Here is a 26,837-nt window from a genome sequence, read left to right as displayed (position 1 = left end):
TTATGGATGCTGAAGCCAGTTAACAAATTGTGATTTTCACCCTATAAATGGTCAAGAAAAATTCATGGACTTTGTGCCGGATGAACGATGCCGCTTAAATGGTATGGTCTAAAATCCTGTAGGAATACGTCATTTTTATCCCCGGTAAATGAACGCCGGACTTAACAGCTCACTGCTTTAGCTGTGGGTAAAGCGAAAAGCAACCCCCTGCTACAGAACCGTTTTAACGGTTTCATGGTCTGGCAAAACCGTTAAAACGGTTTCGTAATGATTTGATTTCACTTCAATTTGCCCACAGCTAAAGCAGTGGGCTGATAAACACTCAATCCGGCGGTTATTTTGTTTAAATCCATAAACCGGGGGTAGCATCATTGACGGTTTTTCGAGTCGATGACGATGGTCACCGGGCCGTCGTTGACCAGGGCGACTTTCATGTCCGCCCCGAACTCGCCGGTTTCGATCGGTTTTCCCAACTCCGCCGACAGTTGCCGGATCAATTGTTCGTAAAGGGGAATGGCGACTTCGGGCCGGGCGGCATCGATGAAGGAGGGACGGTTGCCTTTTTTGGTGCTGGCGTGAAGCGTAAATTGGCTGATGAGCAGAATCGAACCGTCGACGGTTTTCAGGTCCAGGTTCATTTTGTCGTCGGCATCACTAAAAATCCGCAGGCCGACAATTTTTTTGCTCAGCCAGTCGAGGTCTTCGTGGGTGTCGGCGTGGGTAATGCCCAGCAGAATGAGAAAACCGGTACCGATCCGGCCTTTTATGTGTCCGTCGATGGTAACGGAGGCTTCAGAAACGCGTTGGATGACTGCAATCACAGGGACGAATGGTTTACGGTTTACGGTTTTCCGTTTACGGTGGCTAACGCGTTACACTACGTGCGACAGCAAGCACGCGTCAGCCACCGTAAACGGAAAACCGTAAACCGAATACTTTTAAATACTCAGCACCATACTGGCAATCAAAAAGTAAACGCCGATGCCGATGAGGTCATTGACGGTGGTGATGAACGGACCGGATGCGATGGCGGGATTGATCCCGAACCGGTTGAGCGCAATGGGCGTGATGGTACCCATAAACGATGCCAGCAAAACCACCGCCAACAGGGCCAGCGATACCACCGGAACCAGGCGTGGTTCACCGATCAGCATACAATAAGAACCGGCTAACGATCCGATAATCAGACCGTTGATCAGGGCGACCAGCACCATTTTTGCCAGCCTCTGGCCAACGGTCGCGCTCAGGCCGGACTTCTCCGCCAAGCTCTGGACAATCAGCGATGCGGTTTGAATGCCGACGTTACCACCCGTAGAACCAATAATGGGGATGAAAGCCGCCAGGGCCGCGATTTTGCTCAGTTGAGAATTGAAATTATTGATCACCGTGGCCGCCATCAGGCTCCCGACGGCCCCGGCAATCAGCCACGGCAACCGGGCGCCGACGAGTTTCCAGATCGTATCATCCTCTTCTTCGACGTCCCCCGTAATCCCGGTAATGGCCTGAATATCAAGCTCCGCCTGTTCGGTGATCACGTCCACCACGTCGTCAATCGTAATCTGACCCAACAGCCGCCCCTGCACATTCACCACCGGCACCGCGTCCAGGTCATACCGCTGCATCACTTCGGCCACTTCCTGAACCGGGCGGTAGGTTTCGACAAAAATGACATCTTCTTCGTAAATGTCGGCGATTTTGGCGTTTTTCCGCGCCAGCACAATTTTCTTCAACGAAACCCGCCCTAGTAATTTATCGGCATCGTCGATGACATAGACCGAATAGACATTCTCCACATTCTCAGCCTGTTGCCGGATTTCTTCGATACACTGATTGACCGTCGTGTTGATGTTGACCTTGATCAACTCTTTCTGCATCAAACCGCCGGCCACATCCTCGTCGTAATGAAGTAGATCGAGAATAAACCGGGCCTGTTCGCGGTCACTCAGCAGAGCGATCACTTCTTCGCGGGTCTGGATGGGCTGCTCGTTCAGCAAGTCAACGGCATCATCGGAATCCATCTCATCGACGTAATGCGCCAGTTCTTCCGACGTAAAACTTTGCAGAAATTCCCGGCGATCGATCACTTCCAGGTTCGTCAGAATCTCGGAACCCACTTTTTTATCGAGCAAGGCCAGCAGATACCGCGCCATTTCGGTATCCAGTTCGTAGAGAATTCCGGAGATATCGGCGGGGTGCAATTCTTCCAGTTCCGCCCGCAACGTGGTGTCGTCGTGGGTTTCGATAGCCGTCTGAATGTGCTCTACGTATTCTTTGGTAAGCTCGAAAGTCATGGATGGAAATGATGAATGATGAACGATGGATGATGAATGGAGTGGCTTATGACGCTGCCTGGGCGGTTAATCCAACGTTCATCATTCATCATTCATCATTAGCAAGGTAAGTTGAACAAACTCCGGCACGCCCAGTTGCTCGGCGCGTTTATCCAGTAAAGGATGAGACAACATGGACTCCGGAGGGTTTAACGGTTTCAGGGCATTTCGCAGTGTTTTCCGGCGGTTGTTGAAGCCTTGTTTAACCACCTGAACAAATTTTTTCTCGTCACAGGGCAAGGCGACAACGGTGTTGCGCCGAAGACTAATGACCCCCGACTGCACTTTCGGCGGGGGCGAAAACACACTGGCATCCACCGTAAATTCATACCGGATGTCGTAGTAAGCCTGTAACAAAACGCTCAGAATCCCGTAATCCTTGTTGCCCGGCGGGGAAGCAATGCGTTGAGCCACTTCCTGTTGCAGCATACACACCACTTCCTGTACCTGCTGGCGATGGTCTAGAACCTTGAATAAAATCTGCGACGAAATGTTATACGGGAAGTTCCCGATGATGGCAACGGGCTCCTGAAACAGAACGGATAAATCTTTTTTGAGAAAATCACCGTCCAGAATCCGGCCACGCAACATGGGAAAATGGGCGGTAAGGTAGGCGATGGATTCGTTGTCGATCTCAATGACGTGCGTTGTGAACGGCAGGTCGGGGCCGAGCAGATATTGCGTCAGCACGCCCATGCCGGGGCCGATTTCCAGCACGCTTTTGTAGCCATTGTGGCCGGAAAGCAGCCCTGCGATGCGTTCGGCAATGCTGAGGTCTTTCAGAAAATGTTGCCCCAGGTGTTTTTTAGCACGAACGGCATCACCCCGGAAGGACTGTTCCCGGTCTGACGTGGTTCGCTTTGAAGGTTTTCCGTAAGATCGCACAGGCATGATTTGCTAATTTTGATCTTGCAAAGGTACACCGACCGTTGATGGAACCGTATAAAATTCGTGGCATTTCCTGAGGGAATTGGTTAATTTTACCGCTTTCGGAGTAATACGTCATTTATTCATGCACAGAGGTGTTATTCATTACGATGAGTTGACGGAATGTGGGCTGTTCAAGGATGCAAGTGGTCAGATTCATATTTTTCGCAAGGACGATCCGGTTTACCGGCATGTCTGGACGTATGAAATCGCCGAAAAACAGCCGGTTGGAGCCGCAATACCCATTCTTCAGCCTGATCGCCGGCCATTGGGGCCACCGCTGCCGGTCGAAAAATCGCTGGATGCCTTGCCCCGGGTGAGTTCGGCGGGGTTGCCGTCCGCCCGGGTGGGTTTGCTCAACTGGATCGGGATGGCGTTGTCCGGACTGGCCTTGCTGTTGTTGATCAACATCGGGGGAGAGCCGCGCAAAGACGGCGTGGGCAGCAATCCGAAACTGATCGACTCTATGTGGGCCGTTATGGCGGGGGTGCTGTTGCTAATTGAGCTTATTTATTTCAGTGTGGGCGCGGCTCGCTGGCGCATACGTACGAATTACTGGGGTATCGTCGTTTGTACAGTATTTGCCAGCCTGTTAATGAGGGGGTGCGATCACTACGAAGCCGACAAACTCGCTGACGTTTATACCATTGTGTTGGCGATTTTGTTACTGATTGTTTATTTACTGCCTAAACAAAAAAACGGTTAAAGGTATTTTGCCCCCAGCCCCTGAAGGGGAGCTTTTCTCCCGAAGTTTTTTAGCCTCTTCAGGGGTTTGAGGGCAAAATCCAGATTGAGGACATGGCCGGCCGGGAACCGGTTTCAAACCAGATACCATACGACGTGCACAAACGAATGAATCAATCACCCCTTCGGGCCACCAGCCTGTTTTTTCTGGTACTCCTCCTGTTTTTCCAAAGCTGCGGCCGGAAAGAAAAAAAGACCGAAAAACCGCCCGAAGCCAAACCCGCCGGTATCAGCAACATCCTGTTTTTTATGGAAACCTCGGCCAGTATGGGCGGGTATCTGAAAGGAGAAACGAATTTCAAGGTCGCGGTTTCCGAAGTCGTGACGAAACTGAACCAGATTGCGCCGGTGGAAGTCTGGACCATTGCCGGAAAACCCAAACCGTTTGTAGAAGGCTATAATCAGTTTGTGGTCAATCTGGCGACAACGCCTTTGGCCACCGAGCGGAGTTCGGAATTGCACAAAATTTTCAAAGAGGTAGGAGAGAAGGCGAAAGGAAACACCGTCGCTCTGCTGGTGTCGGATTGCATTCTGTCGTTTCCGGATGCGGAAATCCGGAAAAACCCGGAAATCAACCGGCAAAATGCCGAGAGCGTTCTCAAAAGCCAGATCAACGACCAGTTTGCCAGCCTGAAAAAGCAGGGCATCAGTGCCACGGTTTTGGCCTACAGCTCCGGTTTCAACGGCACCTATTACGACTATCAGAATAACAAACACAAGCTGACGGGCGAATCCCGGCCGTTTTACATCTGGATCATTGGCAAACAGGAACTAGTCGGCGATCTGAATCGGAAGCTGAACGAACTGATGATTACTAAACCCGCCAAGCAACTGGATTTTGGAGCCAGTGGGGCGCTAAAACAGTTCGATCTGTTCTTTTCGCTGAACAAAAAAGGCGAGTGGCGCGCCGAAAAAGCGGGCCTGGCCGAATTGACGGTCAAACCGGCGGCTCCGGCTGAATTTGCGGTGGGCGTCAACCTGAACGGATTACCGAGTTACGCGCAGGCGGAAGATTTCATCCGGAAAAACCTGGTCGTAACGGCCCCCAATGCCACGGTCAAGCTGATCAACGTTCAGAAAAAAGAAAAAGTTGCTACCAATCGACTGAAAGAACGGGAGCTGAAACTACTCAACCAGAACTCCCACGTGCTAACGTTCCGGGTAGAAAATCTGTATGACGAAAAGGCCGATGTTATCCTTAAATTGCCGGTGCGGTTTGATGACTGGTATGCCGCTGGCTGGTCGACCCTGGACGACCGAACGCCCAGCAGCCGGTTTAACAAAACCTTTGCGCTGGTTCACCTGATGAACGGCGTCAAGGAAGCGTACCAATCGTCGAACAACGATTTTCTGGTGCTGAATTTAAAATTAGAGAAGTAAATTCTGCCCCCACCCCCCTGAAGGGGGCTAAAACCTCCGGGTTAGAAGTCCCCTTGAGGGGGGTGGGGGCAATAAAACACAAATACTAACTTTCATCCCCATGTTTGTAACCCTGTATGAACTCTGGCTGGGCCAGAACAATGACCCTATTTACGCCGACGAAATTTTTACGCCCGTTGGTCTTCTTACTCTCTTGTTCTCGCTGGGCCTGGCGGCCTTGTTTTACCTGATTCTGGGACGCTGGAAGTCCATTTTTTACCGGACCTCCCATTGGGTCATCATGCTGGTGATCGCCGGTATTTTCGGATTTGGGTATGCAGTCTGGTTCGCCCTCGACGCCACCGGTGCCGAGGATACCGACAGTTACATGCAGGGATTTGGTGGCGTAAACTTATTGTACGCGCTAATTTACTTTTTCGTTTTTTCGTTACTCCTGAAACGGTTCTCCATTTTTGCGAAGAGAACCCCCTTTTGACCGGGAGTGAGTTGATTTTTCTGATTCAACGGATACAAGTCAGGAATTGTACTTCCATTAAAATCAGTTCAATCACAAAAATCAGCTCAATCCGGGTTCAGACCTTTTTTCTATGAAACTATTTCTTTTTGGTATTGGTGGTACGGGCGCCCGCGTCCTTCGCTCGCTGACCATGTTACTGGCCGCCGGATCTAAAACCCCCGCCGACCTGACCATTATCCCGATTCTGCTCGACATGGACATGCAGAACGGAGACACCGAACGGGCGTTGCGGGAGGTTGAACTCTACCGCGCCATCCGCCGGACGGCGTATAAAGACACCGCAGCCAGTCAGGGCAGCCAGACCGAACGGCGGACGTTTTTTGCCACGCCTTTGCAACCGCTCGGGACGCTTCAGGCCGAAAATGCGCAGGAGAAAATCGGCGATTCGGTGTTGCCCAAACTGACCGATCACGAGGGGACTTTTGAAGAGTTTTTGAGTGTCAGCAGCATGGACGACATCGACCGCGAACTGCTCAAACTGCTCTATGACAACTCGGCCCGGCCCACGAGTGCGGAGTTGAAACTGAATCTGTCGGTGGGTTTCAAAGGAAATCCGAACATCGGCAGTGTGGTGTTCAACGCGCTGGAAGACTCGGCGGTGTATAAATATTTCACCGGTGCCTTCAACGACCAGACCGACCGGATTTTCGTCATCAGCTCCATTTTTGGGGGTACGGGTTCGGCCGGTTTTCCGCAACTGGTCAAGTTGCTGCAACATCCGAGTCAGAAAATCCAGATCCGCAATGCCAAAAAAGGCGCGGTGACGGTGATGCCGTATTTTGCGCTGGAAGAAAACAGCCAGAGTGCCATCGACCAGAACCGGTTTTTGTCCAAAACCAAGGCTGCGCTTTCGTATTACCAGACGCAGGTGAACCTGGATGCGTTGTATTACATCGGCGACCGGCCCGGCAGCAAGCTCTACCCCAACGTGGAAGGCGGTTCGAAGCAGACCAACAACGCCCACGTCGTGGAGATGCTGGCGGCTGCGGCCATTCTGGATTTTGCCAATAAACCCGAAGCCGAGTTCAGCGACGCCAAGCGGTATTTTGAATACGGCCTGAAACGCAACGACCGGACGCTCGATCTGCCCCATTTTCACGACCAGACCTACAACGGCATCCTCGAACCCCTTATCCGGTTTGCCTACGCGACGAAGTTCTTCACCGACTTTGTGCCGACCAACCTGGGCGAAGCGTTTGCCAAAAACCTGGCCCTTTCCCAGAACCTGCGCACCAACACGTTTTATACATCGCTGGAGAATTTCATGACGCACCATTTCAAAAACTGGCTGAACGAAATGGCACAGAACGACCGGGCGTTTTATCCGTTCGACATGCTGAATGATTTCAATGCCATGGTACGCTCGAAGCGGATCGAAACCGGTTTCTTCGACAAAGGTCTCAGTGAAAAATTCCTGCGCGACCAGGCCGGAAAGATCGAAAATACGTTTCAAACGCCTTTCCCAGAACCGGAAAAACGGTTTATGCAATTGCTGATTGAAATTGCGGAGAAAGCCCGCGAAAAACTCGGCCCGCTCAACCGGCAACTGTCGGACGCTGCTGTTTAAAAAAAGTTGTTTCGCAGAGTTGAGCGGAGGAAATCAGAGTTTATCAGAGTATTTCTTGAAAAACTTTTTCTCTGATAAACTCTGATTTCCTCCGCTTAACTCTGCGAAATAACCCCTCTTTGATCTCTCGAACCTCATGCCACATATTCTCAGAATTGATAATGACCCCAACGTCAGCCAGCAGAACCACCAGGATTGGACGGGTTCGCAAACGGGCTTGACGGGCAACCGCATTGAACACATTCCCGACACGCTCTCCGGGGCCGCTGGGGGTGCGGCCGGGGCCGCTGCCAAAGCCGGTACATCGATTCCGTCGCCCTTCGCGCGGCTGTATCTGTTCGATACGGCGTTTCGGATGATTAAAAACAACCAGCTTCCACGCGAACTGTCGCTGTATCACGTGCTGGTTTCGCACGCCCTCGACATGCTTGAACTGTTGTTTCAGGCCGGGAACAGTGCCGATCTGACGTACCGGGTCTGGAACCGCGCCGAGCGGCTGGATGCCCTGCGGAAAAAAGCCAACCCCTCGACCACCGTTCGACACGCGCACCAGATTCTGGCCAAAGCCCTGGAACTGGATTTTCGCAACGAACTGGGGACCCTGCAACAGTTTACGCTGATCTATTACAAAGGTGCGCTGCTGGGTGGAACGTCGCCCTTGTCGCTGGTGTTCACGTCGCCCAACTGGGAGCAGGAACGCCAGAACAAGTTCATCGATCCGCCGAAAAGCACGACGGGCCGGATGCTGTTTCAGAATGAATATGTGCCTTTGCAGGATCGGGACACGGCTTTTGTGACTTACCTGCGACGGCTTTATGATCAGTATAAAGATCTGCTGCCATCGAAAGGCGGTTTTTCCGAATTCCTCTACAAAGCGTTTTTTGACAATACCACCCAACTTCCGGTCGAAGCGAACACGACGCTGGCAAACTTCGAGCCGATTCAGATTGGTGGCGAGGGCAACTCGACCTTGCAGGTACTTCCGGGACTGGCGCTGTATAAGGTACGCGAAAACGACGTGCTGGATGATATTGAAGAAAACAGCGACTTCGTCATGCAGCCCACGGTTTCGTATTACCAGCAGGAAAGCCGCAACGGCGCACCGACCAACGTTCGGAAACCGCTGGCACTGGCGTCGCGGATGGATGTGGCCGGGCGGTATGTGAAAAATACCAACTGGAACCCGCAGACGGTCATCATGCGCTCGCTGCTGAACAACCTCAGCGAAGGCGGTTTGCTGGCTGAACGGTATTTGCCGGGCGTCGACAACGTACGGTATCCGTTCCTGACAACCGACGATTTTTTGGAAGATTTTCTGATTCAGGTACCGTTTAAAATCAACAATAAGCGGTTTTTTACCGGAACCATCGGCGAATGTGAGTTTTTGCTGCCGGTTCGGAAAGAGTATTTTAACTTCTTCCGAATCGACGATCTGCAAAAGCAGTTCGCCTTTTCGGTGGAACACCGGGGAACTGATAAAATCATAACCGCCATCCTTCGCATTCCGATTCGGAACAACCGGACGATTGAATTCCGGAAAGAATACAATTTGGCCCGACCGGAAACCGTGATCGACTTCCGGGCTGGTCTGGCGTTTTTCCCATTCTACCGCGTTACGGTTCCCGATTTGCAGTCCATGAACCAGTATTATGTGATGCTGGCCGATGTGAGCGATCCTAACATTGGTTTTCGGGCGCACAACTCGGTGCATTTCTACGAGTTACCGAATATTATTGCGGGAAAACCGCTCAACGTTCCGGCTCCTGAAGCCCGTTCACCGAAAGTCGATCCCTTGCCAGCCTCGTATTATTACAAAGTTCCACAGGCATTCGACGTCATGGAAATCCGGCTGGAGCGGAGCGGTATTCCGTACCGGGGCCTGGTGTTGCCGCAGTTTACGACCATCTCGGAAAAAGGCTACAAGAACTTTACGTTTGCCATCGACTTCGGAACGTCCAATACGCACATCGCCTACACTGATGCCGCGATGGGCGATGTGGAGCCGAAAGCCCTGACGGTGAGCGACCAGAACACGTCGCTCGACAAAGACGAGCTACAAATGGTGCTGTTCAACAAACCGTATGAAGGCTACGAAGCGCAGACGGTGTACGACAAATACGAAAAACGGGTCAGCTTTGGCGGTCTGGTGCAGCTCGATCAACTGGTTCGGCGGGAGTTTATTCCGGCCATCATCGGCAAGGAATTTGGCTCGCCGTTCGCATTCCCGCTTCGGACCACGGTGTACGAGAAAAGCGGTTTTACCGACAGCGGTAACAATTTGTTTTCCAAAGTTAATCTGGGCTTTAACATCGATCTGGAGGAAGGCAGCACGGGCGTCAATCACTACGTAACGAACCTGAAATGGCTGTTTGAAAACCAGCCGGGCGACACCTTAAACCGCCCCCGGGTTCGGGCCTTTTTCGAAACGTTGTTGCTGTTGATTCGGAATAAAGTGATTCTGAATCAGGGTAATGTGCAGCAGACGAGCATTGTTTGGCTGGCGCCTTCGAGCATGCGGGCCGTCACGGAAGACAATCTGGTGCATGAGTGGGAACAGGCCGCCCGAAATGTTTTTGGCACCACGAGTAACTTCCGGGTCAAACCGGTACCGGAGTCGCTGGCTCCATACTTCTACCTCGTCAAAAACGGCGTCAAATCCTTTGCTGATACCGTCAATGTGGACATCGGTGGCGGAACCGCCGACATCATGCTGTTCATGAAACAGCAGGGCCGGTATCTGAATACGTCGTTCCGGTTTGCCGGTTACGACATCTGGGGGGGCGGTTTGGACGAACAGGGCCATCCATCGCACCGGAAAGACAGCGGTTTTGTCAAAAATTACCTGGCCTACCGCCGAACACTGAATCAAACCCCCGCCCGGGAAGATTCGATTCTCGACACCTTCCTGAACAAACCGGAGCTGACCGCTGAGGATATTGTTAGTTTGCTGTTCAAGTACGACAGTCACTTCAAGTTTACGCAGTCGATTCAGGACGGAAAACCGGCCCTGCGGATCGTACTCTACCTGCACTACAGCTCGATTGTTTATCACCTGGTTCAGTTGCTGGAGTCGCACAACCTGGCGTTGCCGCGCTACCTGACGTTTACGGGCCGGGGTAGTCAGTATCTGGCAATGCTCGGGTCGCGGTCGCGCCTGATTCAGTTTACCAAAATGCTGTTCAAGGCGTATTCCAAACAGTCGGTGCCGCCGGATTTTGAGGTGATTCTGTCCGACAATCCGAAGGAAACGACGGCCAACGGAGCGGTTTTGTACGAAAACGCCGGTGGCGAAAAAGCACAGTATGAAAACCGGGAAACGACCTGTTACTGGGGCAACGAACCCGCAACGGCCGCCGAAGAAGGGCAGGAGCGGGCAAACCCCTTTGCCTTTGAATACCGCCGGACGAAAATTGGGGAAGTCAGCCCGCAGCAGGCGTTTCACCACTCGGTTTTACACAACATGAAGCGGTTTCTGGAACTGACGTTGCACGACCGCGACATCGCCTATTTCCTGAGCGAATACAACATCCAGACGCCCGAACGGTATGTCGATTACCTCGTCGGCGCGGACATTACGCGCGGGGGACGGCTCTACGACAGCTACATGCTGGCGCGGATGGGTTTTGAACAACGGCCGAATGATGCCCTGGGCGAAACCTACTTTTTTCTGCCGCTCAAACACGCGTTGTATGAGCTGTCGAAGTACATTGCCGAATCGTAATACTCAACTAAACTTTCTTTTCAAAGGATGATCTGTCAAACTACCCGCTGGATTTTGTTGCTTGGCGTGTTGCTTCTAAACAGACCGGCTTTTGCCCAAACGGATGCGGAATACCGGCGGAAACTCGATCAGGCGGCTTTTCTAATGACCAAAGCGACGGTGGAGTTTCTGGCGACGGATGCCCAGACCTTTCCGAACGTCAAGTCGAAACAATGTGCCTGTGACTCCTATGAGGGGTTAAAGGAATTCATTGCCCAAAACGACCTCGTCGGGGCGGATAAACTGACCGATGACGCCAAAAAAAGAGCGGCTCAGAACATCGCGCAGATCAACCAGCCCCGCACAGCTCTGGAAGGCGTCAAAGATTTTCTGGTTCAGAAAGTAGCCACCGGAGACCGGATAACCCGGCAGACGCTACCGGGTTATCCGGCTTTTCAAACCACCCTGGACGGCATCATTACCAGCGCTTTAGGCGCGGGGCCTGCCGTTGTAGCTCCCCCGCAGCAAGTTGCTGCTACGGAAGAAAATGCGCCCGTCAATCCGGCGGAAAGTGCTGAAAAAACACCGGTAACCACCCCATCACCCACTCAATCAAACTGGAATGCTATGGATAGTTTTGCGCTTATTTTATCAATACTGAGTCTCGTTGCCGTCGCTTTTCTGGCGTATCTCGTCTTAAAGAACCAGAAGCCGCAGCAATCGGCTCGTGATGTGCAGTTTGACTCTCAATTAGCGAAACTGTCTGACCGCATCAGTAAACTTGAAGTACGCAAAAACCAGACAAATGAAAATTTTCAGTTGAATGCACAATTGGAAGCCCTTGAAAGAGCCGTCCGGTTACTGGAACAAAACCGGGCTGAAAAACCGGCTGCTCCGGCGGTTAAAGTGCCGCTTGAAGTGGTAGCACCGGTTCAGGAAGCGCCAGTTGAGCCGGAAACAGCGCGTCCGTCCAATCGTTTTCGCACCCCGACCTTGCCCTCAAAACCCACGGCTCTCTACGCCCGAACGGCGGATTTGGGTGACGGGTTTAGCGCCGGAGGCTTGTTGGCTACTGCTGAACGCGATACGGTTTTTGACATCAGCCTGCAAGGTGATACGCAGGCTACTTACCAGGTTTCGGAAAATGCGGATGCCCAACGGCTGGCACTGAGCGATCCGTATTCGTACCTCAACGATGCCTGTGAGTACCTGACGCAACCCAATCCGAACAGCCGGATCCGGACGGAGCAAGTAGGGCGATTAACACTTCAGGGCGACAAATGGAAGATTACAGAAAAAGCAAAAATTAGATTTATTTAGTAATTTAATACCCAGCCCGGATTATTTGGTAACAAGATAGTATTTACTTTCACTATTCTGATAGCTGCTTGCCTTGTAACCGGTCTTCGCTACAATGAACAGGGATTTACGGAGATCATGACACTCGAAGAATTACGGGATCGAATTAAAAATGAAGTCGTTCTGTATGAGGGCGAACTGGCTGACTGGCAGTGGCGACAAAAGGGGCTTGTGGCGGAGGCCAATGAACTGGGAATTACGGATTTTACCCGCCTGGTCAATGACATCAGCCGTCAGGTAAACCGTGATTTCGGGAAGATTCTGGATCTGAAAAAGAAGATGGTCACGGTGGCCCTGCAACGCCACAACCAGTTGTCGGAAACGGACATTAACCAGTTTGTCGCCGAAGCCGAACGGGTTCAGTTGTCGCGGGCTTTTGTAACCGAACAGTGGATTCCGGCTATTCTGGAAGCCCTTCCGGCTTCGTCCGCAAGCGAGGAACCCGTTTCGCCGGCCAGCCACGGATCGGGTCCGGTTGTTTCGCAGGCAAACCCGCAAAGTCCGCCTATCCCGGCACCGGTTGTTGAAAAAGTGGAGTCGGTCCGGCGAAAAATCAAGAGTATTCTGGACGATTACGACAAGCATATTCAGGCGCAAAGTCTGAAATTTCTGTTCAAAGCCGTTGATTACGATGAAGCGGCACTGGCCGAAGAAATCCGCTTGTATCTGTCGGAACATTATTACGCATCGGTAAACCCGCCCCGAGGCAATACGCTGAAGGAAAAACTGATTTCGACCGACTGGCGGCACCTGAGCTGGTGGGAGAAGGAGCAATCCAAACCGCAACCGACGGACTATGTAAAAACCCAGACCGGGTATACCACAACGCCTGCTCCGGCGGGGGTGAATCCGGCAAACCGGTTTCCAGCGGGTGGCGGGCCATTACCCGGAAACCCGCAGGCGATTCTGCCACCTCCGGTCGTGCCGCCGGAACCGCCTAAAAAAAGCAGCTTTTCGGATGCCGCTCTGATTGGCCTGGCCATTTTATCGGCTCTGGTGCTGATCTGGGTCGTGTTACGGATGACGAGGGGCGAAGAACCGGAGCCGGAACCGACTCGGAAAAGCTCCAAGAAACAGACGAGCCACCGGCTGGATGCCTACCCCTACCCAAAAGCATTCCTAACGTCTTAAAGACCGCTGACTCCAGATGACTTCACTGGAAGTAGATACCGAATGATCAGAAAAATAAACAGACACGGTGTCAGACGGTTATCCGAAAGAACGTTGAAGCCGATCGCGTAAAAAATTATGAAGATTATATGACTTTTCGTAACTTTTGAGAGTCTTAAATGAATGGGTTTCTTCGTTTACTAACTGAAGCATGAAATGATCGATACCATTCGTCAGAAAATACAAGAGGTTTTTGGCCCTTACGACCGACACGTCCCGGCTCACGTGATCAACCGGCTGTTTGTTGCCATTCCGTCCGATGAAACTACATTGACGCAGGAAATCATAGGGTACCTGCTTGAGCATAATTACGAAGCCCTCGAAACACCCAAAGGTCAATCCCTTCGGGAACAGCTTATTTCGACCGATTGGCGGCAAAAAGAAGCAAAAATATGGTTAGCTGAGCCCCAGCAACCCGTAGCCACGCTATCCGGCGATGTATCGGTTCACCCCATATCCACGCCATTCAGTCAGTCCAATAAAGTATTGATTGCGCTGGTGATCGTTTTTGTGAGCATCCTGCTGTGGCTTTGGAAAGGAAAATTGACCGAAATCGACAGCGGAGCTGGTCGCGATGAGGTAGCTGAACTGGAACAAACCCGGAGCAGTGGGGCAGTCCAGGTTAAAGAGACCATTCGCCAGCCGAATGTGGGCAAAGCCGCAAAGAAAGTCGCGCTGCTGCCGACAGCCGCCGAGTCCGTTGCAAAAAACAGCACTCCACTTCTTTCGCCTACTGAAACCACGCAGGTTCCGGTTGCTGCAGCTTCGGAACCTGCCGAACCGGCAACGGCGGTTCCGACAAAACCGTATGATTCGGTCGATAGCCAGGTCGGGGATTTTGGGCTACGGGCGGCCCGCAAAGGAGGAAAATGGGGCTATGTCGATCAGAAGGATAAGTGGCACATCGACCCGGTGTATGACGACGTGACCCCTTTCCTGAACGGAAAGGCGACGGTTGTTCTGGATGGTCAGCAAATTGTGGTTGACCGGGACGGGGGACGCATTCGGGACGACAATTAACGCGGACCGGCTCCAGCACTCACCGTCAGGTTCCGAAACTGCGTGCCGTCGGTCGTCGAAACAAAGCCAATGCCGTTGCCCTGGTACTGCCGGAACTGGTACGGACTAGTCGGTATTTCCCGCCCGTTGAGGTAAAAATGAATCTGCTCCCCTTTTTTACGAACAGTCAGCGTATTCTTCGTCGTTGAGAGCGGAATGCCCGCCGGTACATAATCCCCCCGCATGTAGATGGTGTAACTCAATCCGTTGATCACGTATTTGACAGACACCTGGTTTTTGTTGTTGATCCGAAAGTGGCAATAATTTAACGAGTCTTTGACCCCGATCAGCAAGCCTGCGTCGGGAATGATGCCGCTGGGGCCAGCCAGATCGACCTGGACCATGAAGGTGTCCAGTTTGTTCAGATTGAGGGCCGTCGGAATGGAGACGTAACTAAAGGCCGAAGTCGGTGAATCATCAGCCTGCTTGTAAATGTGGTAGGCATTCTGGGACATGTCGTACCCGTAAGCTCCCCGTCGACCGATGAGCCAGCGGTTCCGGTTATCCGTGAAAGTTTCCATAAACAACCGGTTGGAAGCGGATGCCGCATTCTTTGCTTTGATTTTCACGTGTACCCACGAACCGGACGCCGAATAGACCCCAACCTGCGCCTGACTTTCTCCGAGCAGACTGAACAGAACTCCCAAAATGAGTGCGAAACGCATCATACTGTAGTCGTTAAAATTTGTAGTGGAACACCGCAACCGGATACCCGGACTGGTAACCCGGTTTCAGGCTGATCTTCGGCTCGACGGTCTTAATGCGCTGCTTCTGGTTGCGTACGCCTTTGATCAATGTGGCCACAATGTCCGTAATCCAGATGGCTCCCGACAAGCGGGTGGCAATCATATACCGGTGGTGGTGGTCGTTAGCACTGTCGTAAAACGGTTGTGCGGCTGTGCGGTTGCGTTGCTGTTCATAGAGCGAATAGTCGTCGCGCGATTTTTTGCGTTCCATAAAACCGTAGAGCATCAGACCGTAGCAAGTGGCCGTCACGCCCAGCCGGTGGCCAATGACGGGTTTGGGCGACTGGACAAAAATGTTGCCAACACCGGGGGCAATCACCGACAGCAAGGCAAATTCGGGGCCGCCAGGCCGGTATTTTTTTTTCGGAAGATCGATGGGACTTTCTGTGACGGACTCAGCCGGTTTTCGCACGGCACCCGGAATCACTTTGACCAACAGAGTTACCCGAATATTTTCATCCAGCTCAAATCCGTTTTCCAGGGCTCTCCAGACGATGCGCCGGTTGGTGCCCGGCGAAACATCCTGCCCCCAATCGCCGGAAATAAACTGCGGAGCGGGGTTCAGGACGCCGTTAATCTGGCTGCGTAAGCGGAAATAGACGGAATCGGCCGGTTGGTTTCCGGTAATGTCGTACAGGATTTCAACCGACGACTCTTCAATGACATTGACGCGGATATTGGTTACAGCTACCTGACTGACAGCGGGTAACGCATTCAGCACCAGAAAGAAAGCAACCCATCGTTTCAGCCAGAGAAGTGCGTATTGCTGATGCATAGCGGAGAAGAAAGCTAATTGGTGACAGTAACCAGGCGCGAAACGGAAAGCTTATCATCGCATTGGTTCGCGAGAACCATCGTAACGTTGTAGGTGCCGGGTTTCTCGTAAAAAACCGTGAACTGATTGCCGGAACGATTGCGCCCATCGCCCAGATCCCAGCCTACCGCTCCAATATCACCCTTCTTATTTTCCAGAAAAAAAGTAACTTCCAGTTTGGCGGCCGTGAAACCGATGGTTCCTTCGGGTTTTTCACATATCGGAAAACTCTTCTGATCCAGGTCAAACGGTTCGCAGGCGGCACAGCACAGGCTGATCAGAACCAGCGCAATAAAGACTTTTATCATGGTCGTTCAATAGGCTTGCGAAACTAATCAAATTAACAGAAATGCTCTTCCAAAATAATGCCATTCCGATAAGCAAACAAACGTTTGTCACATTGCCGGTATTTTTTTGTAAATTTATTCTGTATTGTTGCCGTGTTTCAGGAATGATCGCCCGCCTGGAAATCAGGGTTTGAACCGGGGCCGCAAGTCTGAAATACGCCGAATTCCAAACACCCACACTTTGCTAATGTCCTGGACTGCGAAAACAAAAAATGAGCTGGTCGCCGAGATTCGGCGGCTGAGCAAGGAAGTCGATATACGAAACTCACTGGACGGAAGTTCACAACTGCCGCATGCGTCGGTTTTCGACGTCAGCAAAACGGTTGATCAATTGAATCTCATTGGGTTAACGATCGAGAAAGACGGTACGGTGACATTTTGTAACCAGTATACCCTGCGGATTACGGCCTGGCAACCGACCGATGTCATCGGAAAAAACTTTTTCGAGATTTTTATTCCGGCGGGCGAGCGGGTGCAGATGCAGCGGGATTTCGACGATGCCATTGCGCGCGGGGGCGTGGTGGAGCAGAAAGAAATCAGCCTCCTGGCCAAGAGCGGTGCCGTGCGGAATGTTCAATTGAATTCGTTCATCATCAACAGCATTGCCGATCATACGGCGGTTCCGTCGTATACCTTTATTGGTGAAGACGTCACCAACAAAAAGCGCGTCGCTTCCGCCCTGTCGTATTCCAACTCGCAGTTGCAGGATCTGGTGGATAACACCAGTGACCTGATTCAACTGGTGACGCTCGATGGCAAATTTATGTTTGTCAACCGGGCCTGGCGCGAGGTGCTGGAATACAGTTCCGACGAAATTGCCTCGCTGACGTTGCAGGATGTCCTGCACCCCGATTATGCTGAAAGCACGCTGATGCGGCTGCAACGGGTGCGGGACGGGGAGAAATTTCCGTATTTCGAGACGGTTTTTCAGAGTAAGAAAGGCAAAACTGTCTTTGTGTCGGGCAGCGTCAACTGCCGCTACGATCAGGGAAAACCGACCGCGTACCGGTGTATTCTGCACAACATCACGAGCCGCATCCGCGCGGAGAAAGCCCAGAAACTCTACTACAGCATTGCCAACTGGACGCTCAACGCACCAAATCTGGACGAGTTGTACCAGAATATTCACGATGAACTGAGTAACATCATCGATGCCCGGAATTTTTTTATTGCGCTGTATGACCAGAGCAAAAGCTTTCTGTATTTCCCGTATTACGTCGATGAATATTTTACAGGAATGCGGTTTACGAAGCGGAAGCTGGGCAACGGTCTGACCGAATACGCCATCCGCGCCAACCGCCCGCTGTTTCTCTATGAGCAGGATATTCAGCAACTGGCCGACACGCAGAACCTCTATTTGTACGGGCAAATTCCGAAAGCAATGCTTTGCGTTCCGCTCCGGATTGGCGACCGCATTACGGGGATTATCGGTGTGAAAGCCTATGACAAGGCCGATGCCTACAACATCCGGGATCTGGAATTGCTGGAATTCATTTCGGGACAGGTGGCGCTGGCCATTGCCCGGAAGCAGGACGAAGCCGCCATCAACAAACAAACCGCCCGGCTCAATGCGATTTTCGACAGCAGTTCCCACCTGATCTGGTCGGTGAACAAAAGCTTCCAGTTGACATCCTTCAACCGGAATTACACGCGGCTGATCGAGAACCAGTTGGGCGAAATTCCGCAGTTGAACGTGACGACCGAAAAGCTGGGCTGGCGGATCATCGGGGCCGAAAACCGGCGGTTGCTGGAAGAAAAATACCGGCTGGCGTTTCGGGGACTGCCGCAAACGGTCGAATTGCACTACCAGACTACCAAAAGTGAAGCCTGGCTGGAGGTGCATCTGAATCCGATTTTGCTTTCGGGGGGCGTCATTGAGGAGGTTTCGGGAATTGCCCGCGACATCACCGCCCGGAAACGGACGGAACTGGAGCTGCGCGGCAGTGAAGAAAAATTCCGGGGTATCTTCGTCAACCTCCAGGACATTTATTGCCGCGTCGACCGCGAAGGGCTCGTCACGATGATTAGCCCGTCAGTTCTGAAACGAACCGGGTATACACCCGAAGAAGTGCTGGGTCAGCCGATTACCAACTTCATCGATAAGCAGGATATTCGTCGGGCGCTCGTGCGATTGATTCGGAACAAGAGCCTGCGAAACTTTGAGGCCACGTTACACCGGAAAGATGGTACGATTCGGCAGATTATGCTCAACATGTTGACGCTGAACGACAAGAATGGTCGGGTGGATGAAGTGGCCGCTCTGGCCCGCGACATTACCGAACTGAAGCGCAACGCCCAGGAACTGATGAAGGCCAAAGACGAAGCCGAGCGGTCGCTGAAGGTGAAGGAGCGGTTTTTGGCCAACATGAGCCACGAAATCCGGACGCCGATGAACGGGGTGATTGGCATGATCGACCTGCTCAACGATACGCCCCTGGATCAGGATCAGAAGGATTACGTGCAAACGATCAAAAAATCGTCGGAAACGCTGCTGAACATCCTGAACGATATTCTCGACCTGTCGAAAATCGAAGCCGGGAAGATGGCTTTGCACGAAGCCCCTATTTTGTTCCGGGAAGTTTTCGACAAACTGGTATCACTTTTTGGGCAACAGGCTAGTGTGAAAGGGAACAAACTGAGCTATCATCTGGACGAAAAACTGCCCCGGTTTGTGATTGCCGACCAAACGCGGCTGCTGCAGATTTTGTCCAACCTGACGTCAAACGCCATTAAATTTACAGAGAACGGCGCAGTGACGGTCGAGGCTTCGCTGGTCAGTAAAAAGGGTAAATTTAACCGGATTAAGGTGGAGGTGAAGGATTCGGGCATCGGCATTGCGAAAGATGATCTGGGCCTTCTGTTCAATTCATTCAGCCAGGTCGAAATGTCGTCGCGCAAATCCTTCGGTGGAACGGGCCTCGGTCTGGCTATTTCGAAGGAATTGGCGGCTCTGATGAAAGGAACGATCGGTGTTGAATCGGCGACCGGCAAGGGGAGTAACTTCTGGTTTACGATTGAGCTGAAAGAAACCTTGATCAGCCCCACGAGTCAGAAGTCCGATCAGGCTGAAATCTCGTTGCAAAATGTGTTTAAAGATCATCATCCGTATCTATTGCTGGTCGATGATAATGCCGTAAACCGGAAAGTGGCGACCGAAATCCTGAAAAAATCGGGCTGCCAGGTCGAAACCGCATCGAGTGGACAGGAAGCCATCGACAAAGTGACGGCGGCCATGGCCGAAAACGCCAGCCCGTATGAACTGATTTTTATGGATATTCAGATGCCGGATATGGACGGGGTCGAGACGACGGTGAAACTGCGCAGTCTGTTCGGCACGCAGTTGCCACCGGTGATTGCCATGACAGCGTATTCGATGCGCGAAGACCGGGATCGGTTTCTAAGCCAGGGCCTCGATGACTACATTGCCAAACCGATTCGGGCCCAGAGCTTGATTTCCAAAGTGAAAGAAACGGTAGATGCCCGCAAGGATTTCAGGGAAGCGGCCCAGATGCGCTCCAAACAACTGGAAACCATTCGCGAACCGGAGATGCCGATGGTCGACCCCGAAATTATTGGTCAACTGGAGCAGGTGGGGGGCTGGGATTTGGTGACGTCGATTTACGAGGATTTCGAAATCGAAGCTACCACCCTGGTGCAGGAAGCACTCGAAGCCTATGCCGCAGGCGACATTCCGACGGTAAAAAGCCATCTGCACACACTCAAAGGCAGCGCCGGAACCATTGGTGTGGCCCGCATTGCCCAGGTGGCTCGGGAAGCCGAAGGCAAATTAAAGGTCAGTGACAGCACTACCCTGGCGGATGATCTGCACCTGCTCGATAAAGAATTCAAGCTGTTTTTAAGCGAATATAAAAATACACTGGATAAGTTGGTCGCCGAAAAAGCCGGCTAAATGATAAATTCATGTCTTCTCGTCAACTCATTTCTTCCGGCACATCCTGGGAGCCAGTGGTCGGTTACAGCCGTGCCGTTCGTGTCGGCAATCTAATCGAAATTTCGGGTACCACCGCGATGGACGGCGACCACTTGATTGGTCGCGATAACATTTACGAACAAACCCGGTTTATACTGCAAAAAATCAGCAAGGTGCTGGCGGAGGCTGGTGCAACGCTCAACGACGTCGTACGTACACGGATGTACGTTACCGACATTTCAAAATGGGAAGATGTAGGGCGGGCGCACGGGGAGGTTTTCAAGGACATTCGACCCGCAACTTCGATGGTTGAGGTTAGTGCTTTGATCAATCCTGATTTGTTGGTAGAGATCGAAGTAACGGCTTTTTTAATCCCCGAAAATGATAGGATTCCAAATTGAAAAATCATTTTTCAGAACCCATTCCATCTTAATTGTGAATACTGTATTTTTGCTTCGTTTGCACATAATAATCTCTTAATCAGTGGGTTACCCACCAAAAGGTAAGTACTATTAACCAATGACACCCGAACTAAAACAAACGAGCGAAGAAATTATCTCTACCGAACTGATTATCAAGAAGGCAGTTGAAGTTATTTGTGGGAAATGGCGGCTCATTATCATTCACCTGCTCCGCGAAAAGACCCTGCGATACGGCGAAATCAAACGGGGGGTTCCCGGAATCAGCGAGAAAGTGCTGGTTCATGAATTGAAGCAGCTGGTCGAACTGGGAATGGTCGACAAGCAATCATTTGGTGAAGTTCCGCCCCGGGTGGAATACAGTCTTAACGAAAAAGGGCGTACAGTCTTGCCCGTGATCGATCTCCTCCGCGAAGTAGGTCAGGCTTTTATGTGAATTTCACCCCGGGCGCAGGCACGAGTTGTTTTGGCGTCTGGGGTGGAATGTTTCTCAGAAATAAGCCAGTTTATACCCCAGCGTCAACGTGGCATACCCGATGAAACCGGTAATCCCACTGTCGTTAAACACGCCCCCAACGGGCAAGCCGTAACGGACATCGACTTCAAGCCGTTTCAGGAACGTAACGCCCGCGCCAAATTCAGCCCCAAAATTGAACGTTTTTACCTGTAGAATGCCAGCCTGATCCGGATTGGTCAGATCAACCTGGTCGGATATTTGCGAAATGGCAAAGCTGGGCAAGCTGGCACTGGCTTCAACCTGCCCCGATGCTGTTCGGGCCGCTTCTGCCTTCAAAGTGAACAAAAAAGTAGGGCCACCGTAGAAACGCCATTTGCCTTCATTCCCTTGTTTGCCAATAAACAGGGGAACATTCAACGAAGTGAGAGTGGGTTCGGTGGTGGTGTTCAACCGGGCGTAAAGCGTTCCGGGCCGAATGTTGGGCAGGTTGACGCCAAACTCCTTTGCTGCAGCCACGTCGATGCGGTCGATGGGGGCTTTCTGTTTCAGCACCAGCGAGGAATAACTGATTTCGGCTTGCAGGAAAAACCGGTCCAAGTTTTTTCGCGCCCACACGCTGCCGAAAAAACCGACGCCAATGCCGTTGTTGGAATTTCGGATCCGGGGAAGTTCCAGACCCGGCGACAGCGTTTGGGCCGGAATGACCGTATACCCGTGGGTAAAAGTGCCTCCCCCTCTGATTCCCAACTCCATACCGCCCTGCGCTTGTGCTTCGCTGGCGACCAGAAAGACAAGACAAGCGACCCCAATTAGTTTCATCCCGAATAAAGTCGTTACGGTTTTGGTGCTCCATTGCACCACTCCCTGCCACAAGAACGGAAAACTCTGCCAAGTCGTAAATAGATTTTAAAATAATTTGTCGACTATTGATTACTAACCGATACATTTAGCGTCTAAACTAGGACTGCGGAGCCCGTCGGACCTCCGTCTTCAAACAGTTCCGCCCTGTTCGCAGTTGTTCTATTCAAACCCAATTCATTGTTAATCAAACACACAAAATCCATGGGACTGCTCAGTTTTTTCAAAGGTGTAGGGGAAAAAGTTTTCGGTAAAGAACACGAAGCGCCGGCTGCCGAACCGGCTAAGGCTGCGGAAGTAGAGCCGCTCAAAGCGAGCGCATTGCTCAACCACGTCAAGCAACTCGGGTTGTCGTACAAGAAGTTGACGGTTAAAACCGCCGGCGACACGGTGGTGCTGGAAGGCGAAGTGGCTACCCAGGAAGACGCCGAAAAACTGGCGTTGGCCGTTGGGAACGTCGAAGGCGTTCACCAGGTCGATAACCGCCTGGTGGTGGAAGCCCCGGAGCCCGAAGGTCAGTACCATACGGTCGAGTCGGGCGACACCTTGTCGGCGATTTCCAAGAAAGTCTACGGTGATGCCATGAAATACGGTATTATTTTCGAAGCCAACAAACCGATGCTCAAAAGCCCGGACCTGATTTATCCGGGACAGGTGCTGCGGATTCCGCGGTTGTAGGTAGGGTTTTCTGAGTATAGGGAAAGGCGTCTCCAAGCAGAGACGTCTTTTTTATTTTTATAACCTCTGCAAGCAGGAACTATTATATTTTATTTTAAATTTGCTTGTACATTTAAATTAATATCCACTCACCTAAATTTTAAGATAATGAACTTAATTTTCTCCCTCCGTCCTAGTTTGTTACTGATTTGTTTGCTATTTCTACTTGAATCTTGTACGATTCAGGATCATTTGCAACCGGCAGCAAATCCCTATGAAAATTGTCTTCTCTCTGAAGTTAGGGATGTAGAAATACATAAAATATTACCAAATGAAGACATAAAAATTGGGGATAATTATTTTGACTTTGGGCATAGTAAAGTAATTGACATTGTTGAAATAGACGGTTCTCAATATGCTTTGTCGTCCTCGGGAGAGGATTTTTATGGGTACAAATATGATTTGCAGAACAGATTGATTGAACAGACTCATTCCAACCAATTTGTTAGAGGAAAAGAAATGTATACTTATGAATATACTCCCGGCAAATTAAAAATAAAATTTGTGCATGAAGGTTGGCCCAGCGAAACCAGAGAATTTACTCATACCCTTAATGAATATGGTTTTATTTCCAATAAAGATGTGATCTACAATAGTGAAGGATATATTATTAAAGATAATTACGGATTTAAAAACACAATTTCTGATGGAAATACAGTTAAATCAGAAAGTGGTTCTAGTATTTCAACCGCTGAATTTGATTTGACAAAACTTAATATTCCTAATCCCACTCCTTTTAATGGTAAGGCAGACCGTAATTTAATAACTAAGACTACATCGGTCTATGGGTATAGTATTCCGAATAGCATAGGGGAATACATATATAAATTTGATAATGAAGGTAAAGTAACAAGGAGGATCCGTAAAATATACAATCAAGATAATACGCACATAAATATTAGAGAATACAAATATGATTGTCAGTAATGATTATCTTATTTGAAAAAATATACCGCTTGGTTGAATGACCGGGGTCAACAAAAATGGTTTACAAAATCTTATGGTTGACCCCGACCAGCTTACTCCGCCTTGAAATGCGGATTTTCTATAATGCCGAGCACGTTGCCAAATGGGTCTTTCACACTGGCGACTTTAATGTCACCACCTACTTCTTCAATGCCGGAATGCACGCTGGCGCCGTGGCTCATCAGGTGTTCCCAGGCTTTTTCGATGTTCGGAACGCCCCAGTACGTAATCGTACTGCCGTCCGAGGGTTTGGCCGCCGGATCGAGCCCGAGTTCGTAGCCACCCACGGAAAAACCAATATAGAAGGGTTCGTCAAAATACGGATCAATACCCAGAATGGTTGAGTACCAGTTTTTCGCGTTGAATAAATCAGGTGCCGCGTAAATTATAGTCCGTAGGCCCAGAAAAGCGGATGCCATATAAAACAGATCAGTTGCCCAACTGGCAGGAGCCGGATGGAAATGAAATGGAAAAATAAGAAAAAAGATTAAATACCGTCCATAGAATTTCTTTTCCGGTTTATACCCATTCCGGGAAATGGACAATTCCATCCGTTTCGGGAGCAGGATACCCACTTCCGATCCTCGCCCGGCAAGGTATTTGCTGGACACTTACTGTACTGGTTTAACTGACTTTACCAACCAATTGTTGGGATTCGACCAACATCCTTCATTGATTTTTGGAGGAATCTTGCCAATTTTACAAATAACCATCGAGATGAAAGGTTGCTTTACTAAACAAACGTACCATCGCTACAAAAAACTGACCTGACCCGTTCGTATGTCCAAGAAGAATCAATCCTCGTCGAGTCAAAAACCCCTCATTCGGCCTACACCCAATGGGGGAACCAAGCCCACATCCAGACCGGTAACGGCGGTTACGCGCCCCGCGGCTTCCTTGACTAAACCGGCGTTCCCAACCCTCTCGGAACCACTGGCGCCCCGGTCCATTCAATGGCCCTGGGCTTTGCTGGTGGCAGTCGCCGGATTCGCCCTCTACGCCAACACATTCAACCACGGGCTGGCATTGGACGACATTGCGGCCATTACCCAGAATCTGTTCGTTCAGAAAGGCATCGAAGGCATTCCGGATCTGCTCAAGACCGAGTTCTGGCACTTTAGCAACATATCACTCGGCTATTACCGCCCGCTGGCACTCATCACTTTTGCGCTGGAAAAAGAATATTTCAATGGCGATCCGCACATCAGCCACATGATCAACGGAGGAATCTACGCCCTGACCGGTTTTTTTCTGGTAGTTCTGTTGCAGAAATGGTTGCCGGGCCGCACCGTCCTGACCACCCTGATTGCACTGCTCTTCATGGCACATCCGCTTCATACCGAGGTGGTTGCCAACATCAAAAGCCGGGATGAAATGCTGAGTTTCCTGTTCATTACGCTGGTGATGCTGACCTACTGGAAATACCTGGAAACCCAGCAGAAAGGCTGGATTGTCTTTTCGGCCTTCTGGATGTATCTGACGTATCTTTCAAAAGAATCGTCACTGGTAGGATTGGGGCTGATTGTGATCATGCAGTATACCTTCGCCAAACGGAATTTCTTTCAATCGCTCATCAGCATCTGGCCCTATCTGGTGGTAACGGCCCTGTTTTTCTGGCAGAAAAAGACAATGATCGGAACCCTGAGCGGGAATCCGCCGGTCGACTGGGCCAACTATCCGTATGCGCTCGAAAACACGAAGTTTCTGACCACCTTCAAATTCTTCGCCCAATATGCCCGGCTGCTGATTTTTCCGCTCCATTTGTCGTACGACTACTCGTATAACGTCATTCCCTCCGGCAAACTCAGCGATTGGGAAACCTTGCTGGGGCTGTTTTCTTTTGGCGGATTGGTTTGGCTGGCCTGGAAAGGCTTCTGGCAACGGTCACTCTGGGGTTTCGGCCTGACGTGGATGTTCATCACCATGACTCCCGGTTTGGGCTTCGTGCTGTTCCGGGGCGGTATTCTGGCCGAACGGTTTTTATATTCCCCGATTCTGGGCTTTGTCATTGCCGCCGTTGCCGGCCTGGATCTGTTGCTGGCCAAACGGCTGAACCTGTCGGACAGTGCGCCGGTACTCAAACGCTACGGTGTGTTGATCGGCCTGTGTGTGGTGGTTGGCGGGTTGTTCAGCTTCCGGACGGTGGTTCGGAATGAAGACTGGAAGGACAACTTTACGCTTTTCAACAGCGGCCTGGAATATGCTTCCAACAGTTGCCAGGTCAACCGGCATGTAGCCAATGAGTGGATCAACAAGTGTGCAGAAGAAAAAGACCCGAAGCAAAAACGGTTTTACTTCAACAAAGCCATTTATCACCTGCAACGGTCGACGGAAATTTACCCCGGTTTCGGTGAAGCTTTTTTCTCGATCGCCTATTCGTACCAGAAGCTGATTCCAAACCGGGATTCGGCGGTGTATTTCTACAAACAGGCGATTCGGGCCTCCTCCAATTACGCACCGGCCTACAACAACCTCGGGGTGATTTACCAGAACGAACGTCGCTACCACCTCGCTTCGTATTTCTACAACATGTCGATGATGGTCAACCCGGCCTATCAGGATGGCCGTAACAACTGGGAAGGTCTGAAAAAACAGCTTGGATTGGATGTGAAGATTCTACCCGACAGCCTGAAACATGAAGCCGTGTTGCCTAGTGCTCCCACACCAACGGCGGTTCCTGCCCTACGGTTTCCGGTAAGGTAAAAAGTTTAAGAAGCTGTTTGAATTAAGGCCGGAGACCTGTCCTGTCAATAGTAAATATAGCATCCATCAGTTCGTGGTAGCTCCGGAGGAGCGGCCTGAAGATGTTTTTAGACCGCTCCTCCGGAG

General features: G+C 51.1%; 22 protein-coding genes. 14 read left to right on the top strand and 8 right to left on the bottom strand.

The features are described 5' to 3' along the window. Positions 1 to 368: 368 nt before the first annotated feature. The 3 genes from dtd to rsmA form a co-directional block, all read right to left on the bottom strand. Entirely contained in the window at positions 369 to 821 is a 453-nt protein-coding gene (gene dtd, locus F0P93_RS08155; RefSeq protein WP_150875900.1) for a D-aminoacyl-tRNA deacylase, read from the bottom strand. A gap of 117 nt (positions 822 to 938) precedes the next feature. Next, positions 939 to 2,291, bottom strand: coding sequence for a magnesium transporter (mgtE, locus tag F0P93_RS08150; protein ID WP_150875899.1), 1,353 nt, complete (start codon positions 2,289 to 2,291; stop codon positions 939 to 941). Between the two features lie 81 nt (positions 2,292 to 2,372). Then, positions 2,373 to 3,221 (bottom strand): 16S rRNA (adenine(1518)-N(6)/adenine(1519)-N(6))-dimethyltransferase RsmA, encoded by an 849-nt coding sequence (rsmA, locus tag F0P93_RS08145; RefSeq protein ID WP_150875898.1) that lies wholly within the window; start codon positions 3,219 to 3,221, stop codon positions 2,373 to 2,375. Positions 3,222 to 3,342: 121 nt separating this feature from the next. On the opposite strand from rsmA, the gene F0P93_RS08140 reads away from it, so the two are divergent. The 8 genes from F0P93_RS08140 (at position 3,343) to F0P93_RS08105 (ending at position 14,714) form a co-directional block, all read left to right on the top strand. After that, positions 3,343 to 3,963: a hypothetical protein gene (locus F0P93_RS08140; protein WP_150875897.1), complete on the top strand. Its 621-nt coding sequence runs from the start codon at positions 3,343 to 3,345 to the stop codon at positions 3,961 to 3,963. A gap of 146 nt (positions 3,964 to 4,109) precedes the next feature. Then, on the top strand, positions 4,110 to 5,381 hold the full coding sequence (locus tag F0P93_RS08135; RefSeq protein ID WP_150875896.1) for a hypothetical protein: 1,272 nt from the start codon (positions 4,110 to 4,112) through the stop codon (positions 5,379 to 5,381). Positions 5,382 to 5,481: 100 nt separating this feature from the next. Continuing rightward, positions 5,482 to 5,856 carry a hypothetical protein gene (locus F0P93_RS08130; RefSeq protein ID WP_114405564.1) on the top strand — a complete coding sequence of 125 codons (375 nt, stop codon included), beginning with the start codon at positions 5,482 to 5,484 and terminating at the stop codon, positions 5,854 to 5,856. Between the two features lie 112 nt (positions 5,857 to 5,968). After that, a complete protein-coding gene (locus F0P93_RS08125) occupies positions 5,969 to 7,465 on the top strand; it encodes an FtsZ/tubulin family protein (protein ID WP_150875895.1) in 1,497 nt (498 codons plus the stop codon). Between the two features lie 136 nt (positions 7,466 to 7,601). Beyond that, positions 7,602 to 11,186, top strand: a complete 3,585-nt coding sequence (locus F0P93_RS08120; RefSeq protein WP_150875894.1) for a hypothetical protein — start codon at positions 7,602 to 7,604, stop codon at positions 11,184 to 11,186. A 27-nt stretch (positions 11,187 to 11,213) separates the two neighbouring features. Further along, the gene (locus tag F0P93_RS08115; protein ID WP_150875893.1) at positions 11,214 to 12,485 is read left to right on the top strand and encodes a hypothetical protein; all 1,272 of its coding nucleotides are present in this window, start codon (positions 11,214 to 11,216) and stop codon (positions 12,483 to 12,485) included. A gap of 117 nt (positions 12,486 to 12,602) precedes the next feature. Continuing rightward, entirely contained in the window at positions 12,603 to 13,655 is a 1,053-nt protein-coding gene (locus F0P93_RS08110) for a hypothetical protein (RefSeq protein WP_150875892.1), read from the top strand. A 195-nt stretch (positions 13,656 to 13,850) separates the two neighbouring features. After that, a complete protein-coding gene (locus tag F0P93_RS08105) occupies positions 13,851 to 14,714 on the top strand; it encodes a WG repeat-containing protein (RefSeq protein ID WP_150875891.1) in 864 nt (287 codons plus the stop codon). Here F0P93_RS08105 and F0P93_RS08100 read toward each other — a convergent pair. The 3 genes from F0P93_RS08100 to F0P93_RS08090 are packed head-to-tail and all read right to left on the bottom strand — an operon-like array spanning position 14,711 to position 16,621. After that, on the bottom strand, positions 14,711 to 15,421 hold the full coding sequence (locus tag F0P93_RS08100; protein ID WP_150875890.1) for a hypothetical protein: 711 nt from the start codon (positions 15,419 to 15,421) through the stop codon (positions 14,711 to 14,713). The two genes, F0P93_RS08105 and F0P93_RS08100, sit on opposite strands and share 4 nt — an antisense overlap. A 10-nt stretch (positions 15,422 to 15,431) precedes the next feature. After that, complete coding sequence (locus tag F0P93_RS08095; RefSeq protein ID WP_150875889.1) at positions 15,432 to 16,274, bottom strand: hypothetical protein; 843 nt, start codon at positions 16,272 to 16,274, stop codon at positions 15,432 to 15,434. Positions 16,275 to 16,288: 14 nt separating this feature from the next. Beyond that, entirely contained in the window at positions 16,289 to 16,621 is a 333-nt protein-coding gene (locus F0P93_RS08090) for a PKD domain-containing protein (RefSeq protein WP_150875888.1), read from the bottom strand. 226 nt (positions 16,622 to 16,847) lie between these two features. On the opposite strand from F0P93_RS08090, the gene F0P93_RS08085 reads away from it, so the two are divergent. The 3 genes from F0P93_RS08085 (at position 16,848) to F0P93_RS08075 (ending at position 21,446) form a co-directional block, all read left to right on the top strand. Next, complete coding sequence (locus tag F0P93_RS08085; protein WP_150875887.1) at positions 16,848 to 20,570, top strand: PAS domain S-box protein; 3,723 nt, start codon at positions 16,848 to 16,850, stop codon at positions 20,568 to 20,570. Between the two features lie 11 nt (positions 20,571 to 20,581). Continuing rightward, positions 20,582 to 20,992, top strand: a complete 411-nt coding sequence (locus F0P93_RS08080; protein WP_150875886.1) for a RidA family protein — start codon at positions 20,582 to 20,584, stop codon at positions 20,990 to 20,992. A 118-nt stretch (positions 20,993 to 21,110) separates the two neighbouring features. Next, positions 21,111 to 21,446, top strand: coding sequence for a winged helix-turn-helix transcriptional regulator (locus tag F0P93_RS08075; protein ID WP_138989449.1), 336 nt, complete (start codon positions 21,111 to 21,113; stop codon positions 21,444 to 21,446). 54 nt (positions 21,447 to 21,500) lie between these two features. On the opposite strand, the gene F0P93_RS08070 is transcribed toward F0P93_RS08075, so the two are convergent. Then, a complete protein-coding gene (locus tag F0P93_RS08070) occupies positions 21,501 to 22,286 on the bottom strand; it encodes a porin family protein (RefSeq protein ID WP_150875885.1) in 786 nt (261 codons plus the stop codon). Between the two features lie 243 nt (positions 22,287 to 22,529). Here F0P93_RS08070 and lysM point away from each other — a divergent pair, with 243 nt between their 5' ends. Next, positions 22,530 to 23,003 carry a peptidoglycan-binding protein LysM gene (lysM, locus tag F0P93_RS08065; protein ID WP_114405577.1) on the top strand — a complete coding sequence of 158 codons (474 nt, stop codon included), beginning with the start codon at positions 22,530 to 22,532 and terminating at the stop codon, positions 23,001 to 23,003. A gap of 147 nt (positions 23,004 to 23,150) precedes the next feature. Further along, positions 23,151 to 23,969, top strand: coding sequence for a hypothetical protein (locus tag F0P93_RS08060; protein ID WP_150875884.1), 819 nt, complete (start codon positions 23,151 to 23,153; stop codon positions 23,967 to 23,969). Positions 23,970 to 24,061: 92 nt separating this feature from the next. Here the strand turns inward: F0P93_RS08060 and F0P93_RS08055 are convergent, their stop codons facing one another. Continuing rightward, on the bottom strand, positions 24,062 to 24,619 hold the full coding sequence (locus F0P93_RS08055) for a VOC family protein (protein ID WP_225309412.1): 558 nt from the start codon (positions 24,617 to 24,619) through the stop codon (positions 24,062 to 24,064). A gap of 169 nt (positions 24,620 to 24,788) precedes the next feature. Between F0P93_RS08055 and F0P93_RS08050 the strand changes: the two genes are divergently transcribed. Continuing rightward, on the top strand, positions 24,789 to 26,711 hold the full coding sequence (locus F0P93_RS08050; RefSeq protein ID WP_225309411.1) for a tetratricopeptide repeat protein: 1,923 nt from the start codon (positions 24,789 to 24,791) through the stop codon (positions 26,709 to 26,711). Positions 26,712 to 26,837 lie beyond the last annotated feature (126 nt).

The organism is Larkinella humicola (assembly GCF_008727875.1).
Taxonomy (GTDB): domain Bacteria; phylum Bacteroidota; class Bacteroidia; order Cytophagales; family Spirosomataceae; genus Larkinella; species Larkinella humicola.
This window is presented reverse-complemented; position numbering and strand designations above follow the sequence as displayed.